Source organism: Spirosoma montaniterrae (assembly GCF_001988955.1).
Taxonomy (GTDB): Bacteria; Bacteroidota; Bacteroidia; order Cytophagales; family Spirosomataceae; genus Spirosoma; species Spirosoma montaniterrae.
This window is the reverse complement of sequence record NZ_CP014263.1, coordinates 5,099,480-5,114,978: the sequence shown is the minus strand read 5'-3', so window position 1 is coordinate 5,114,978 and position 15,499 is coordinate 5,099,480. Positions and strand designations below refer to the sequence as shown.

13 protein-coding genes and 1 tRNA gene are annotated in these 15,499 nt (G+C 51.2%); 5 read left to right on the top strand and 9 right to left on the bottom strand.

Annotated features, from left to right (window positions below; all coding sequences use genetic code 11):
* Position 1: 1 nt before the first annotated feature.
* Positions 2-808 (bottom strand): SMP-30/gluconolactonase/LRE family protein, encoded by an 807-nt coding sequence (locus AWR27_RS22025; protein ID WP_077133174.1) that lies wholly within the window; start codon positions 806-808, stop codon positions 2-4.
* Between the two features lie 221 nt (positions 809-1,029).
* On the opposite strand from AWR27_RS22025, the gene AWR27_RS22020 reads away from it, so the two are divergent.
* Positions 1,030-2,688 carry a GMC family oxidoreductase gene (locus AWR27_RS22020; protein WP_077133173.1) on the top strand — a complete coding sequence of 553 codons (1,659 nt, stop codon included), beginning with the start codon at positions 1,030-1,032 and terminating at the stop codon, positions 2,686-2,688.
* Positions 2,689-2,759: 71 nt separating this feature from the next.
* Here the strand turns inward: AWR27_RS22020 and AWR27_RS22015 are convergent, their stop codons facing one another.
* Positions 2,760-3,167 carry a hypothetical protein gene (locus tag AWR27_RS22015; protein ID WP_157579288.1) on the bottom strand — a complete coding sequence of 136 codons (408 nt, stop codon included), beginning with the start codon at positions 3,165-3,167 and terminating at the stop codon, positions 2,760-2,762.
* Between the two features lie 330 nt (positions 3,168-3,497).
* On the opposite strand from AWR27_RS22015, the gene AWR27_RS22010 reads away from it, so the two are divergent.
* Positions 3,498-4,493, top strand: a complete 996-nt coding sequence (locus tag AWR27_RS22010; RefSeq protein WP_077133171.1) for a glycoside hydrolase family 43 protein — start codon at positions 3,498-3,500, stop codon at positions 4,491-4,493.
* A gap of 30 nt (positions 4,494-4,523) precedes the next feature.
* Here AWR27_RS22010 and AWR27_RS22005 read toward each other — a convergent pair whose 3' ends face one another.
* Together AWR27_RS22005 and AWR27_RS22000 are read right to left on the bottom strand one after the other, a co-directional pair.
* On the bottom strand, positions 4,524-5,168 hold the full coding sequence (locus AWR27_RS22005) for a hypothetical protein (RefSeq protein WP_077133169.1): 645 nt from the start codon (positions 5,166-5,168) through the stop codon (positions 4,524-4,526).
* Positions 5,169-5,291: 123 nt separating this feature from the next.
* Complete coding sequence (locus AWR27_RS22000) at positions 5,292-5,921, bottom strand: MgtC/SapB family protein (protein ID WP_077133168.1); 630 nt, start codon at positions 5,919-5,921, stop codon at positions 5,292-5,294.
* Positions 5,922-6,049: 128 nt separating this feature from the next.
* Between AWR27_RS22000 and uvrA the strand changes: the two genes are divergently transcribed.
* The gene (gene uvrA, locus AWR27_RS21995) at positions 6,050-9,100 is read left to right on the top strand and encodes an excinuclease ABC subunit UvrA (protein WP_077133166.1); all 3,051 of its coding nucleotides are present in this window, start codon (positions 6,050-6,052) and stop codon (positions 9,098-9,100) included.
* A 172-nt stretch (positions 9,101-9,272) separates the two neighbouring features.
* Positions 9,273-9,662 (top strand): DUF2442 domain-containing protein, encoded by a 390-nt coding sequence (locus AWR27_RS21990; RefSeq protein WP_083732936.1) that lies wholly within the window; start codon positions 9,273-9,275, stop codon positions 9,660-9,662.
* A 25-nt stretch (positions 9,663-9,687) separates the two neighbouring features.
* Here AWR27_RS21990 and AWR27_RS21985 read toward each other — a convergent pair whose 3' ends face one another.
* From AWR27_RS21985 to AWR27_RS21975, 3 genes are all read right to left on the bottom strand, one after another.
* Positions 9,688-10,794 (bottom strand): mechanosensitive ion channel family protein, encoded by a 1,107-nt coding sequence (locus tag AWR27_RS21985; RefSeq protein WP_077133165.1) that lies wholly within the window; start codon positions 10,792-10,794, stop codon positions 9,688-9,690.
* 76 nt (positions 10,795-10,870) lie between these two features.
* Positions 10,871-10,954 (bottom strand) — tRNA-Leu (locus AWR27_RS21980).
* 85 nt (positions 10,955-11,039) lie between these two features.
* Entirely contained in the window at positions 11,040-12,377 is a 1,338-nt protein-coding gene (locus AWR27_RS21975; protein WP_077133164.1) for a dihydroorotase, read from the bottom strand.
* Positions 12,378-12,519: 142 nt separating this feature from the next.
* On the opposite strand from AWR27_RS21975, the gene AWR27_RS21970 reads away from it, so the two are divergent.
* The gene (locus tag AWR27_RS21970; RefSeq protein WP_083732935.1) at positions 12,520-13,671 is read left to right on the top strand and encodes an acyltransferase family protein; all 1,152 of its coding nucleotides are present in this window, start codon (positions 12,520-12,522) and stop codon (positions 13,669-13,671) included.
* Position 13,672: 1 nt separating this feature from the next.
* Here AWR27_RS21970 and AWR27_RS21965 read toward each other — a convergent pair whose 3' ends face one another.
* Both AWR27_RS21965 and hemB read right to left on the bottom strand, forming a co-directional pair.
* Entirely contained in the window at positions 13,673-14,371 is a 699-nt protein-coding gene (locus AWR27_RS21965) for an SGNH/GDSL hydrolase family protein (protein ID WP_077133162.1), read from the bottom strand.
* A gap of 115 nt (positions 14,372-14,486) precedes the next feature.
* Entirely contained in the window at positions 14,487-15,467 is a 981-nt protein-coding gene (gene hemB, locus AWR27_RS21960) for a porphobilinogen synthase (protein WP_077134143.1), read from the bottom strand.
* Between the last annotated feature and the right edge of the window lie 32 nt (positions 15,468-15,499).

Below are 15,499 nucleotides of genomic sequence, written 5' to 3'. Positions count from 1 at the left end.
ATCAGAGACGAATGGATAGCAATTCGCCCCGCTCGGCTTCGGTGACAATTAATCCCAAACGGCCCGATGGATCGAATATGCAATTGGTTGGATTTTGTCCCGGCAGCTTAATGTCACGCGAGAATTCACCCTCGCCCGTAAACACCCGAATAATACCTGCGCCAAATACAGCCACATACAAACAACCGTCTGCGTCGATGGTCATGCCATCGGGTCCGGGAGTGGTAGCATCGGCGGGGGCGTCGATTACGGTTGTCCAGACGCGAATATTTTCCCAGCTAAGAGATTCTTCGTCCCAGTAGCCCTGCCAGATACGCTGCTGATGGGTTTCAGCGATAAGCAGCGTTCTACCGTCTGGCAGAAATGTTAACCCATTGGGATACAGCAAATTGTCGGCAACTATGTCGACAAAACCTTCTGGTGTACAAACGGCTACATAGCCCGCGTGTTTTGTGTCAGACGGGCCGGGGCAGGTGAAGAGCAGGTTGCCCCAGCGGTCGAAACATAAATCATTGGGCATGTCCAGCGGTTTCCCATTCACAGCAGTAACCATCGTCTCAAGCTGTTCTGTCTGGCAATGAATGCGCCGGATTGCATTTTGGCCCGAATCGCAAAACCAGATATAATCGCCCTGCGCTACGGCTCCGTTGGGACGCCCGCCCGTTTTTATTCGTTTTTCTGTACCGTCAGCATCCCGACAGTATAAGCTTTCACCTTCCTGCTCAACACACCACAAGCGATTCGATGCGTCGAACGCTGGGCCTTCGGGAAAGCGTAATCCTGCTGACAACACATACACCTCGTTCATAACTTATCACGTTGAGTCAGCTTAAATACTATCAAAAAAAGTGCCGTTTGAACTTACCTATAAACAAATTATGAAATCAGCGTAGCACATATTTATACAATAAGCTTCCTGACTTTTTGTTTAGAAACGAGTGCATTAAAATAGAATTACATGGGATTAGCTGTTACTTTATAATTTTATGATGAAACAATTGTACCTTCATCACACCAAAATTGTAAGCCATGACCTTCGATTATATCATTGTAGGAGCCGGTTCGGCAGGATGTGTATTAGCTAATCGGTTATCGGCAGACCCAGCGATTTCGGTGCTGTTAGTGGAAGCAGGCGGCCCTGATACCAGGTTTGAACTACAGATTCCGGCGGCTTATTCAAAACTGAACAAAACTGCCGTTGACTGGGGCTTCTGGACTGAACCCCAATCTGCCCTCAATAATCGGCGCATGTATCAGCCGCGCGGCAAAACACTGGGTGGCTGCTCCTCGACCAACGCGATGGCCTACGTGCGCGGCCACCGGCTCGATTACGACGACTGGGCCGCGCTGGGCAACCCAGGCTGGGGTTACGACGATGTGCTGCCCTACTTCATCCGGTCCGAACACAATGAGCAGTTCGATCAGTTGGATGCCCTCTATCATGGAAAAAGCGGCCCCCTCAACGTAACCTTTGCTACTCATTACCAGACTCCGCTGGCCGGGGCCTTTTTGCAATCGTGCCGTCAAACGGGTATTCGTGAGAATAAAGATTATAACGGGGCCGAACAGGAGGGCGCGGGTCTGTTTCAGTTCACAATCAAAGACGGTAAACGTCATAGCGCAGCCACAGCCTTTTTGAAGCCAATCATAAATCGCCCAAACCTGACCGTACTTACGCGTGCTCATACCAAACAGGTGTTGCTGCAAAACGACCGGGCTACAGGCATTGAGTTTGTGACGGGCAAAAATCAAACCCAGACCGCCACGGCCCGGCGCGAGGTGATTTTATCGGCAGGCGCGTTTCAGTCTCCCCAGTTATTGATGCTGTCGGGTATTGGCCCGTCAGATACGCTTCATCGGGCAGGCGTTGTCGTGAAAAAAGATGCACCCGGCGTGGGACAGAATTTGCAGGATCATCTGTTTACGGGTGTCAGTTCGCTCTGTTCGCAGCGGGGTATTTCCTCAAATTTTCATCTGAAACCGATCAATCAGTTGAAGGCGTTGGGAAGTTGGCTACTGTCGAAAAAAGGGCCGATGACTATCAGCCCGCTCGAAGCCGTGGCATTCATCAAAACCGAGACCGAACAAGACCGCCCGAACATGCAGTTACACTTCGCCCCGGCGCATATGGGTGATGATTACACGGTTGATATGTACGATCTTGACACCTGGCCCACCACCGATGGATACATTATTCTGCCCACCCTGTTAAAGCCCAAAAGCGTTGGTTACGTGGGGTTGCGGTCGGCAAATCCGCTCGACGCGCCCCTGATTCAGCCCAACTACCTGACTCACGAAGACGACCGGCGCGTCTTGATTCGGGGCGTTCGGCAGGCATTGGACGTGGCTAATGCCGATGGGTTCGGGCCATATCGGCACCGGGTGCAAACACCGCCCGATTACAGCAGCGACGACATGATCTGGCAGCATATCTTACAGCAGCTCGAAACCGTGTATCACCCCGTTGGCACTTGCAAAATGGGTACTGATGCCGACGAGATGGCCGTGGTTGATGCCGATCTGCGGGTACGTGGTATCGACGGCCTGCGGGTAATCGATGCGTCGGTTATGCCCACAATTGTATCGGGAAATACCAATGCACCTGTCATTATGATTGCCGAAAAGGGTGCTGATTTAGTGTTAGGGTTGAAACCTCGAAAATCCAGCAACATACAGGCCATAGCATAGGCAATCGGGTGGCTCGATACAAGCCGGCAATAACCCGCCATACGGAGCCACCCGATTGTGCGTTGATTCGGCTAAGCGCCGGGACCGAACTGCCCGGTCACTACGTTCGAGTCGGCGCGGGCACCTCGTGGTTCAAAAGGCGTGAGTGTAACGCGAGCATACAACTCATCGCGCAAAACAAGCACGGGTACACCAAAGATGATTGTATCGCCGTCTTCGTCCAAGCGATTTTGCGACACCATTTTCGAGAATGAGCGCGATACTACGCCCGGTTGCGCCTTCACAAACGTTGATGCGATAATCGCCCGCTCGTCGTCAAAAATGGGGTCGTCGCCACGCAAAACGACTTTTTCGTCGAAAACGGTTCCTGCGGCTTCTTCACGCGGGTTGAAGCGCAATTGGTACTTTACCGTTACTTTCCGACGTTTCTGTCCTGAAACATTGTCGATTGACAATTGGACGTTGGTTATGGTTGCCATGTAAATTGGGTAGTGAATGATTGATTGTAACAAGGTTAACAGGTTTCTGACGGTTGCTTTTTCGTTTAAAAAGCACCTGGCATCGTGGAGCAACAAACTGTTGATCAACAGAGATTTGTCTGGTTCAAGAACGTTACAAAGTTGGCGGCCTGGAGTTTGTAAGAACAGCGTGAAAGTCCGGCTTTTAAAAATGCCGTATAGGCACCTGATTGCTCGGTAAGAATCGCATTAGGCATTGCTGAAAGTACCCGCTCCGCAATTGGCTGGGTATGCAGGTAGAACTAAGGCACAGGATAGTAAGTAGTAGTACGTACCTTATCTGGTAGTGAAATGGCAATACGCACCTTTGTAAAAAATTGGCTCATACTATCCGTATCAGTAGTCGGCCTGTCTCAATCCTTGTGGGGTCAGTCACCTCAGCCTACTCAGGCGGGAAACCCGGTGTTTCCGGGATGGTACGCCGACCCGGAAGCTGTTATTTTCGGGAAGCAGTACTGGATTTATCCGACTTATTCTGCCCCTTTCGAGCAGCAGGTTTTTTTCGATGCGTTCTCATCACCCGACCTTAAAACGTGGACCAAACACGCCCGCATTCTCGACACTACTGCCGTCCGCTGGGCTAAACGGGCCATGTGGGCACCGGCAACTATCGAAAAAGATGGCCGCTATTTCTTGTTTTTTGGCGCGAACGATGTGCATCAGGGCGAAATAGGTGGCATCGGTGTGGCCGTGGCCGATAACCCTGCCGGGCCGTTTCGTGATTATCTTGGCAAGCCGCTGGTAGGAGAGATTCACAATGGTGCGCAGCCCATCGATCAGTTTGTTTTTCGGGATACCGACGGGCAGTATTACCTCATCTACGGCGGATGGAGCCATTGTAATATGGCCCGGCTCAAACCCGACTTTACGGGGTTTCTGCCGTTTGAGGATGGCAAAATCTTTCGTGAAATTACACCCAAAAACTACGTGGAGGGGCCGATTATGTTTCAGCGAAAGGGGAAATATTATTTCATGTGGTCGGAAGGCGGCTGGACTGGTCCAAACTATTCGGTCGCTTATGCCGTAGCCAATTCACCCTTTGGCCCGTTTGAGCGTGTAGGCAAAATCTTACAGCAGGACCCAACAGTAGCAACAGGCGCGGGCCACCATTCGGTGATTCAGCTACCCGGCACCGATGAGTGGTATATCGTCTACCACCGCCGACCACTTACCGAAACCGACGGTAATCATCGCGAAACCTGCATCGACCGCATGGAGTTTGACGAGCAGGGACGTATCAGGCCCGTTAAAATTACAGTCGAGGGTGTTCCGGCCCGGCGGTTATAAAAAAACCCCGGCTGTCTGGCCGGGGAGTTCTCAGAAGAACAGAATCCGAAATACGAATGGGCTATTATATAAATAACGGGCCTGCGCGGTAAAATTCAGATTATACAACACCGACACATTTATACCCGCCAACCGGCCAATACGCTGTGAGTAAGTAACCCCCAGCAACGGTGCCGTTACGTTGAACCGACCGGGCCGGGGCCGACCGGGAATAGTATAGCCATTCTGAATGCTGGTCGAGGCTACTTCGCCGTGGGCGTAAAGACCCGGTACAATATTGGGAATCAGTTCATACATAGCAAAGCCGCGCCCGCCATACTGGTTGGCGGTCAGGTTTACGCGCTGCCCCGACGTATCGAACGCCCGCAGCCGTGCATATTGATAATCGACGCCTACGCCAAGTACCAGACGTTCGGCGGCCTGATAAGCAACCACCGGCGATACGCCGATGATGAAGGGAATACCAGCATTAGGATTTCCGAATTGCAACGCACTAATGCCTCCCCCAAACCGGAGCCGCTGCATTAGCGGAAGTGGTTGGCCGTCAACTGTCTGGGTTCGGAGTGGTTCGCGGCCTTCTTCGCGCCGGTCTTCGGGGTCATCGGTCAATTGGGCAAACGACACGGTGCTGCTGAGCAAAGCCGTGATAACGAGTAGTTTTCGTAAGTGATTCATAGTTCGTGAAATAGTGCCCTTCGACACGGAATAGTAACGAAATCGGCCCGTTCGATAGTACGCTGATATGGCCCTGCTTGTTGCATTCGTTTGATAGACCCGCGACCATGCCGAATGGTTTGGTTAAAACGTAACTTCTTTCACCTCAGGGTCGTTCAGTAAACGCTTGATACATTTTTCATGATTTTTCTGCGAACCATCAACTCGCCAGTGACCGATAATTTCCGTTCCTATACGCTGCTGTTGCCGTCGGGTAGGCGACAGACCGCACTCCTCAAAAAATTTCTCGTACTGGTTCAGCGTCTTATTCCGAAATAGCGTCACAATCTTGTAATCGCGGGTTTGATTCGCCCGACCGATGCGTTTGGAAACGTTTGTGAGCAATAGTAATGAGCCAATAATAAACGAGAAGCCCACAAGCGCAATGTCGTAATTGCCACTGCCAACACACATGCCCAGAGCCGACACCGCCCAGACCGAGGCTGCCGTGGTTAGCCCTTTTACCCGGTTCTCTTCCCGGAAAATGATACCTGCACCCAGAAAACCAACGCCCTGCACAATGTTGGCCGCGATGCGGTCGGTAGAGCCACCGATGCGAGTTGACACCATTGTAAAGAGTGCCGACCCAACACAAATCATAATCATGGTGCGGAACCCGGCTGCTTTACCGTGATATTCGCGCTCAGCCCCAACTGCCCCGCCAATAATCAGCGCAGCTACCAACTGAATAAAATCTTCCTGTGCAAATTGCATAGTGCATCAACCATGTGCAGCGAAGAATGTGCAATGCCTTTATCCATTGACCATTCTTCATTTTTAAAGAACCTAACTGAGCCTAAAACCGTTAAAACTTAGATAGAGTTTATCCTCATTGACAGCGAATGACTTCACTCAAGGAAACTGAACGCCCGACGGCCAGTCAGCCGCGTTCGGTTGACCAGCTCGACCCCAAACAGTTTATTATCATCAAAGGGGCGAAAGTACACAATCTGAAAGGAATTGACGTTGCTATTCCACGCAATAAACTGGTGGTATTAACGGGCCTGTCGGGGTCGGGCAAGTCGTCGCTCGCGTTCGATACGCTGTTTGCCGAAGGGCAACGGATGTACGTCGAAAGCCTGAGCAGCTACGCCCGGCAGTTTCTGGGCCGCATGGAAAAACCCGAGGTCGAGTACATCAAAGGCGTTTCGCCAGCCATTGCCATCGAGCAGAAAGTTTCGACCCGAAACCCACGCTCAACGGTTGGCACCAGCACCGAAATCTACGATTACCTGAAACTGCTTTTTGCACGGGCAGGCGTTACCTACTCGCCCGTTTCGGGCCGCGAAGTTAAGCGCGATACCGTGACCGACGTGGTCAATTATATTTTCTCGTTTGAGGCCGGGCAGCGGGTCATGATTATGACGCCCTTGCTTATTCACGAGGGGCGTTCGCTTGAGTACGAGCTGAAAATTTTGCTGCAAAAAGGCTACACGCGCATCGTGGTCGACGATGAGGTGTTGCAGATTGAAGACGTTCTGGCAAGTGAAAAATTAACAGTGAAAAATGAAGCGTTAATGCTGAACGAGATTGGCAGCAATACGCTTTTCGCTCATCACTTATCACTTGAAATCCTGATCGACCGTGGAACAGTCGTTGTAGACGAAGAGGGTCAGCCCGACGAAGATACGCAATACCGTTTCTCTGATTCGGTACAAACGGCTTTCAACGAAGGCGACTGCATGTGCCGGGTCGACGTGGTTGGTAAAGAATCGCGGACATTCTCCGACAAATTTGAGTTAGACGGCATCGCGTTCGAGGAGCCGAGCGTAAACCTGTTCACGTTCAACAATCCCTACGGTGCCTGCCGCCGGTGCGATGGTTTCGGCAAAGTGCTGGGCATCGACCCCGATTTGGTTATTCCCGACAAAAATCTGTCGGTATTCGAGGGAGCCATTATGCCGTGGCGTAGTGAAAAAATGAGCGAAGAATTCCTGAAACCACTTCTTCGCAACGGCATCCGGTTCGACTTCCCGATTCACCGGCCTTATAAAGAACTCTCACCCAACGAACAGGAACTGCTCTGGACCGGCAACCACTATTTCAGCGGTCTGAACTCTTTTTTCCAGTTTGTTGAAAGTCAGACGTTTAAAGTACAGTATCGCGTCATGCTGTCGCGTTATCGGGGCAAAACCACCTGCCCCGAATGCCGGGGGTCGCGGCTACGGAAAGATGCGAGTTATGTGAAGTTACCCCACCCCAACCCCTCCCCATTAGGGAGGGGCCAAAAAGACCCGGATGGCTCACCCCTCCCTGAACGGGGAGGGGACGCGGGTGGGGTTTCCATTACCGACCTGGTTTTGATGCCAATTACGCAAACGGCAGCTTTCTTTCGCACTATCGAACTGCCTGCCCATCAGCAACAGGTAGCTAACCGCATTCTGATTGAGATTCGGAATCGGCTCGATTACATGGAGCGCGTAGGGCTGGGCTACCTCACGCTCAACCGTCTGACTAACAGCTTATCGGGCGGTGAGTATCAGCGTATCAAACTGGCAACTTCGCTCGGCTCGGCACTGGTCGGATCGATGTATATTCTGGATGAACCCAGCATTGGCCTACACCCGCGCGATACCAAACGACTCGTTAGCGTACTCGAATCGCTGCGCGATATGGGCAACACCGTGATTGTGGTAGAACACGAAGAAGAGGTAATGCGGGCTGCCGACCAACTCATCGACATTGGCCCCGACGCCGGTACGCTGGGTGGACATCTGGTGTTTCAGGGGAGGATTAGTGATGAGTTAAAAGTGAAAAGTGAAAAGTTATCAGATGATGCCAACTCATCACTCATCACTCATCACTCATCACTAAAAAGCCACACGCTCGACTTTCTGACGGGCCGCGAAACGGTGCCGGTGCCATCGTTCCGGCGCAAGTCTACAAATTTTATCGAGTTAAAAGGTGCACGGGAAAATAACCTGAAAGACGTTGATGTCAGGATTCCGCTCAATACGCTCACGGTCGTGACGGGTGTGTCGGGATCGGGGAAGAGTACGCTGATTCGGAAGGTGTTATACCCGGCTTTGATGCGGCAAAAAGGCGATGCTGCCGAAGAAGCAGGCAAATACACCGAACTAACCGGCTCAGTCGACCGCATCTCGGCCATCGAAATGATCGATCAGAACCCTATCGGCAAGTCGAGCCGGTCGAACCCGGTCACATACATCAAAGCCTACGACTATCTGCGGCAGGTGATGGCCGAGCAGGGTGTATCGAAGTCGCGGGGGTATAAACCGAGCCATTTTTCGTTCAACGTCGATGGGGGCCGCTGCGAGGTTTGTCAGGGCGAGGGCGAGGTGAAAATCGAAATGCAGTTCATGGCCGACATTTACCTCAAATGTGAAGGCTGTGGCGGTAAACGCTTCAAACAGGAGGTGCTGGAAGTTACGCTACGCGACAAAAACGTGTCGGACATTCTGGACATGACCGTTGACGAAGCCATCGAGTTTTTCCGTGATGCCGAGCCAAAAATGGCCGATAAGCTGCTGCCATTGCAGGAGGTCGGGCTGGGTTATATCGGGCTGGGTCAGTCGGCCAATACGCTGTCGGGGGGCGAGGCACAGCGGGTTAAGCTGGCGTCGTTTCTGGGTAAAGGCAACCCGAACAAAGGCGGTACGCTGTTCATTTTCGATGAACCGACCACCGGGCTGCACTTCCACGACATTCGTAAGTTGTTGAAAGCCATCAACGCACTCGTCGATCAGGGCGATTCGGTACTGATTATCGAACACAACATGGAGGTCATCAAATGCGCCGACCACATTATCGACCTCGGCCCCGAAGGTGGCGAAACTGGTGGCTACATCACGTTCACGGGTACGCCCGAAGATATGGTAAAACTATCCGAAGGGCAAAACTATACGGCTGACTTTCTAAGGGGAAAGGTGTAACTTGCCATATGCCTACCGTTCTATTTATTCGTGGTTATCGGTTTCATATTCACGTTATGAAGGCGAGTAATGAAGCCCGGTTTGTGCTGGTTCCAGAAATCGATATGACCTATAATAGAGGTTTTAAAAAAGAGCGAAATTCGAGACATTGTAACGCTTATTTCAGAACATTATGCAGCCCTCATCGACGCCTGGCGCACAACCTTCGGTTAGCAAACGGTTATTGAATTACTTATCGGATAATGCTGATGAAGCTTCGATGGCTCAACAAGATGAGTTTGATCAACTAATTGGTTCGAAGGGATTGCGGATTGCCCGGTTTGCTTTCTTCCGGGATGTGGATGTGTTTTTGCTTATTTTGTCAAATCGCCGGATCATCAGCCGACCTCTTTCGGCCTATCCTTCTTTGGTATCAGCCACCGACATACAACTGACGAACTACACAATTTCGGATAGTGGTATTCATTGGCCTCTGCTTGACGTAGACCTTAGTTTGCGAGGCTTCTTAATGGAAGATGCTGTTATGGGTTTACGAGCAGAGAACAGTCGGTTAGCGGCCTAAACGTTAAGCCGCTTCAGGTTCGTGCTTACTCCCCTCGCCCATCCATGCCCGGCAATAACAGCCGAGTTTGGGGCAACCCCTGCGGGTATTCGTCGCGAATGTAGGCGATGAGTTGTTCGCGGATGTGGCAACGTAGGTCAAATGCGGAGGGTGCGTCGGCTGATGACACCAGCACCCGCACTACAATGCAGGTTGGTTGCGTGTCGGTCACTTGTACGGCAAATACGTCGCCATTCCAGAGCGGGTCGGCTTCGACCAGCTCGCGGGCTTTTTCGCGAATCTTGTCAACCGGCACGTCGTAATCTAAATACAAAAATACAGACCCTGTAATCGAAGCTTCATGGCGGGTCCAGTTCTCGAACGGGTTTTCTACGAAATAGGTAATCGGCAGAATCAGTCGTCGGCGGTCCCACAGGCGCACAATCACGCTTGTCAGATTAATTTCTTCGATACGGCCCCACTCCTTTTCGACCACCACGGCATCGTCTAATCGAATTTGCTGGTTAAAGGCAATCTGAATGCCTGCCAGCAGGTTTGCCAACGTTTTCTGAGCCGCAAAACCAATCAGCACCGACACAACACCCGCCGACGTCAGTACGCTCAGGCCCACTTTGCGACTGCCCTGAAACGAAATTAGCAGCAGCGATCCGCCAATAATGAATATCATAATTGCCACCATCCGGCGGGCAAAGCGGATACGCGTCACAAACTTTCGATGGCCTAAGTTTATGTCCTGCGTGGTGTCATATTGGCGAATCAGCAGCAGTTCACCCACCTTCAGCAGTTTGACCACCAACCACGTCGACGCCAGAATAAAAAGCACTTCAGCGGTTTTGTCAGCTACCGGGTGCCGCCGAAGAAACCGCGCCGACTGCATATTGGTAGCCAGCAGGAAGAACAGTGATGGAATGAAAAACCAGAATGCCCAGCGTGCATGCGCTTTTAGATAGGCCAGCGTTTGAAACGGTCGCCGACGCACAATAAACCGCACAACCTGCGTAACAACCACATTAACCACCACCCCGAGCAAGACCGCTGTAATGAGCAAGATCCATCCCGACAAATCACGGTTCGGAACATAACCAAACCAGCGTACAAGGGCGCGTATCCAGGTGTCGAGTTGTTGTTGCATAAGCGTACTACCAGAAAAGATAAAGCAAGTATAAGCAAAAAGCCCATCAGCAATGCGCTAATGGGCTTTTGAAACGTGCCGAAGGCGAGACTCGAACTCGCATGTCCGTAAAGACACACGCCCCTGAAACGTGCGTGTCTACCAATTTCACCACTTCGGCAGAAGGTTTCCCGTGAATTGGGATTGCAAAGATACGGGGTTATTTGCGTTTTCTGCAACTATTTTCCCCGAAAAATTTTGCTGATTCAGCGGTTAAACAGCATTCGCTGCCCCGGCTGATCGGTCATAAACTGCCCATTCTGATACGCCAACGTTCCCGATACAATCGTGTGCGTAATGGTGTTACTGAACGTATGCCCCTCCAACGGCGACCAACCACACTGATACAGAATGTTTTGCTTCGATACGGTTGTAGGCGTGTCTGGGTCTACCAGCACGAGGTCGGCCCAGTACCCTTCGCGAATATAGCCACGCCGGTCGATCTGGAAGCAGTCGGCGGGGGCGTGGCACATCTTGCGCACTACGGTTTCGAGCGTGAGTTTGCCCTGCCGCACAAATTCCAGCATCATCAGCAGTGGATGTTGCACCAACGGCAAACCCGACGGTGCCTGCCAATACGGCTGACTTTTTTCAGTCCAGGTATGCGGAGCGTGGTCGGTGGCAATAATGTCTAACCGATCATCGAGCAATGCCGCCAGCAGAGCTTCTTTGTGATGAGCGTCTTTTATAGCCGGGTTGCATTTGATCTGATTACCTAACCGCTCGTAATCGCGGCTATCAAACCACAGATGATGCACACACACTTCTGACGTAATGCGCTTGTCGGTGAGCGGAATCGTGTTATCGAACAAGTGCAGTTCGTCAGCCGTGGTCAGGTGCAGAATATGCAGCCGCGTGTTGTGCCGCCGGGCCAGTTCAACCGCCAGCGACGACGACCGCAGGCAGGCTTCTTCGTTCCGCACTAATGGATGAATCCGGGCAGGTGTGTCGTTGCCGTATTCGGCCCGGTAACGTTCGGCGTTGGCCCGAACGGTGGCTTCGTCTTCGCAGTGAGTAGCAATCAGCATGGGGCTGTCGCGAAACAGTTCGTTCAATACGTGCTCATCGTCAACCAGCATGTCACCCGTCGATGACCCCATAAACACCTTGATACCGCAGACCGTGCGCGGATCGGTTCGCAATACTTCGTCCAGATTGTGGTTCGAGACGCCCATGAAAAACGAGTAGTTTGCCAGCGAAGTGCGGGCCGCAATGGCGTATTTATCGGCCAGCAGTTGCTGCGTCAGCGCGTTCGGCACAGTGTTGGGCATTTCCATAAAACTCGTAACGCCCCCGGCCACTGCCGCCCGCGCTTCGGAGCCGATGGTGGCTTTATGGGTCAGGCCCGGCTCACGAAAATGCACCTGATCGTCGATGATGCCGGGCAGCAGATATTGGCCCCTGGCGTCGATAACCTGCGTGCCGGGCTGAGCGGATAAGGTGGGGCCGATTTGAGCAATAAGCCCATTTTCTACTAATACGTCAGCAACACGAACTTGGTTCTCATTGACGATTTTACAATTTAATAACAATAAGCGATTCATATAGTGAACAATTGGGGCCTACAGAAAGATTTCAAATTATCGAATAATACGATCTGAAAACTTACGTTATCGACAGATACGGTCGACTGTCGTTGCACAATCTTTGCAAAGTTAAGTGCCTTATCCAACTTTCGATTTTATAATGCAAGCCGCTACTCAACCTCCCATCCCGGTTACGTCATCGCTACACCCAAATCATGATCACTCTGCTATTAGCTGGATTCGGATGATTGCCATGTTTTCCATTGTGGTTGTCCATTGCGTTGCCTTTCCGCCATTGCCTGATTCCGTAACCGTTCATGAAGCCATCAACTATCCCATATTTAATTTAATGACTGAGGGGCAGGCTACAGCCATGCTTATCTACAGCCAGTTTTTGCGATTTGGCTCCATACACTTCTTCATTGTATCGGGCTACCTGTTGGGTCGCAATTTGACCAATTATCCTCCTGCGCATTATTATAGGAGACGCCTATCTACTATTCTGCTACCTTTTTCGGTCGCTTTTCTTATTTTCTGCTTCAAATCAATAGCCTTTCATAGGTATACTTATCCAGCCGAAAGTTTAGACACACTTATTGCTTACGTGGGTGAGAAGCTGGTGTTTACGTTGTTCCACTCGCCATTTTGGTTCGTGCCCAACTACTTTTTGTCGTTGGCGATCCTGCTACTATGTCGTGCTCACTTGCATAAAACATGGTTTGCGGCTCTGCTTATCGGCATTAATATTCTCTATGGAATCAATGTCCATCTTAATCTGGTAGCATCCCGGCACAATCTCGCCGTTCTGGGTTTTGTGTTTTTTTTGTGGCTGGGCTACACTATTGCCCGCACCAAAGCCATTTCCCGGAGTATACAGATGGTGTCGTATCCGGTTTTGGCTGGTATTACGGTATTCTGTTTCGCAGGGGCGGTGGTTGAGGGGTTATTGTTGATGAACAAACAGGCTGGCGACCCGTTGAACTCGATCCGTATAACCAACCAGTTGTTCGCCATCAGTCTTTTTTTTCTGTTGGCGCGTACAAATCTGCTGCGGTATTTACCGTTTATGAAGCCCCGGCAGGAGTCATTTGGTATTTATTTATACCACATGTTCGCGGTGAACGGGCTAATTCGTCTGGCAAATGGATGGAAACCTCTCAATGCGTTAATGTATCAGCCCCACTACACTGGGCTAACGTTAATTGGCATCTCGCTTTTTTGGGGCATACTTTCCTACATCCTCACACTTTTGTTTGTGAAGGCTGTGGTAGCCAGTCGATTTAGCTGGGTGATGGGTGTTAACACCCGGTAGTTTACTCTAACCGACTTACTAATTGCTTGAAAAGAAGCCGATGCCCGTCGTCGTTCGGATGAATACCATCGGGCGTTAGGTTAGCCTGGAAAAGATTGTCAGCATCGGCCAGCGGATCGAAAAAATTAACGGCGTCCTGCTCATAGGCACGCATAGTTCGGTCGCGCTGTTGTAGCCACCGGGCCGTAGCCTGCGCGTTTAGTTTGCGCGGCATACTGGTTGTGATCAGGATGCGCTTTACCCCATTGTCGAGCGCAATCCGCCGAATTGTTTGTAGGTTATACATGACCTCATCAACGCTATAGCCGTTGGCTACGTCGTTGGTAGTCATGCTGATAATCATTAAAGTAGGGTGCAATTTAAGTGCTGCCGTAATGTTTCGGAGCGTGTCGGCAGAGGGGCGTTTAGCTACCAGACCTTCCTGCCCGTCGGGTAGTATATGGTAGGTGGTGTAGCCCCCCCTTGCCAGATTAATGATTTTTCCCTTGTTTAGATAACTGCTGAACAACCCCGCCCAGGCATGCTTATAATCAGATGCACCCGCTCCAGAGGCCGTTGATGAACCCAGAATCACAACTAATGGCGATTGGGCTACTTCTTTGACAGGCGTAAAAGGCTGCGCTGGCTGTGGATCGATAAACGTAGATTTCTGGCACGCCGATAACACGGCCAGCAAAAGGCACATATACAAGTTCCGCATTTGTAGAGAGAAGGCGATAACTGGCTCAACCTACGTCGATTATCGCCTTCGTAAAATTACGCAACGTTACCGTATAAATACCTATAGACTCAGTAGAAAATCCTTCAATATTTCGTTAGCGGTAGGCAAGCAGTGCTGCGGCTTCTTTAGCAAAATAGGTTAGAATTACGTTGGCTCCGGCGCGTTTGATTGCCATCAGCGATTCGAGCATGGCCCGGTCGCCGTCGAGCCAGCCGTTGCGGGCGGCAGCTTTCACCATCGCATATTCTCCACTGACGTTGTAGGCCGCAATGGGCAAATCGAAATTATCGCGAAGTAGTTTGATGATATCCAAGTAAGCGAGTGCAGGCTTTACCATCAGAAAATCAGCTCCTTCTACCTTGTCGAGTTCGGCTTCGATGAGTGCTTCGCGGCTGTTGGCGGGATTCATCTGGTATGTTTTCTTATCGCCAAACTTGGGGGCCGAGTCGAGCGCGTCGCGGAAAGGACCGTAGAATGCACTGGCGTATTTGGCCGTATAAGCCATGATTGCTACGTCCTGAAAACCATGAACGTCAAGCATCTGGCGAATGTAGCCCACGCGCCCATCCATCATATCCGACGGCCCCACAATGTCGGCTCCGGCCTGTGCCTGGGCTACGGCCATGTGGCCCAGCACATCAAGGGTTGGGTCGTTTACGATTTTGCCGTTTTCAACGATGCCATCATGTCCGTCGGAACTATACGGGTCCATTGCCACGTCGGTCATCACCACTACGTCGGGGAAGCGGTCTTTTATGGACCGAACAGTTTGCAGATACAGGCCGTCGGGATTATGACTTTCGGTCGCGTATTTGTCTTTTTTGCTCTCCGGTAAGTTTGGAAACAATGCGAAAGACTGTAGCCCCAGATCGACACACGCCTGAATTTCGTTCAGCAACAAATCGGTCGAGTAGCGGTAGATGCCCGGCATCGACGCTACTTCGCTACGTATGTTCTGGCCTTCCAGCACAAACAGTGGGAAAATAAAATCTGTAACCGACAGGAGCGTTTCCTGCACCATGTCGCGTATGGCCGCCGATTGGCGATTCCGGCGCGGACGACGAACGATATTCATAAAGTTGTAAGGTTGTAACGTCATAAAGTTGT

Excerpts from the sequence above, each read along its gene's own strand:
- AWR27_RS22020 (WP_077133173.1), top strand. The coding sequence starts at position 1,030 with ATGACCTTCGATTATATCATTGTAGGAGCCGGTTCGGCAGGATGTGTA.
- hemB (WP_077134143.1), bottom strand. The coding sequence starts at position 15,467 with ATGAATATCGTTCGTCGTCCGCGCCGGAATCGCCAATCGGCGGCCATA.
- AWR27_RS21965 (WP_077133162.1), bottom strand. The coding sequence starts at position 14,371 with ATGCGGAACTTGTATATGTGCCTTTTGCTGGCCGTGTTATCGGCGTGC.
- AWR27_RS22025 (WP_077133174.1), bottom strand. The coding sequence starts at position 808 with ATGAACGAGGTGTATGTGTTGTCAGCAGGATTACGCTTTCCCGAAGGC.
- AWR27_RS21985 (WP_077133165.1), bottom strand. The coding sequence starts at position 10,794 with ATGCAACAACAACTCGACACCTGGATACGCGCCCTTGTACGCTGGTTT.
- AWR27_RS22015 (WP_157579288.1), bottom strand. The coding sequence starts at position 3,167 with ATGGCAACCATAACCAACGTCCAATTGTCAATCGACAATGTTTCAGGA.
- AWR27_RS22010 (WP_077133171.1), top strand. The coding sequence starts at position 3,498 with ATGGCAATACGCACCTTTGTAAAAAATTGGCTCATACTATCCGTATCA.
- AWR27_RS22000 (WP_077133168.1), bottom strand. The coding sequence starts at position 5,921 with ATGCAATTTGCACAGGAAGATTTTATTCAGTTGGTAGCTGCGCTGATT.
- AWR27_RS21975 (WP_077133164.1), bottom strand. The coding sequence starts at position 12,377 with ATGAATCGCTTATTGTTATTAAATTGTAAAATCGTCAATGAGAACCAA.
- AWR27_RS22005 (WP_077133169.1), bottom strand. The coding sequence starts at position 5,168 with ATGAATCACTTACGAAAACTACTCGTTATCACGGCTTTGCTCAGCAGC.
- uvrA (WP_077133166.1), top strand. The coding sequence starts at position 6,050 with ATGACTTCACTCAAGGAAACTGAACGCCCGACGGCCAGTCAGCCGCGT.
- AWR27_RS21970 (WP_083732935.1), top strand. The coding sequence starts at position 12,520 with ATGCAAGCCGCTACTCAACCTCCCATCCCGGTTACGTCATCGCTACAC.
- AWR27_RS21990 (WP_083732936.1), top strand. The coding sequence starts at position 9,273 with ATGCAGCCCTCATCGACGCCTGGCGCACAACCTTCGGTTAGCAAACGG.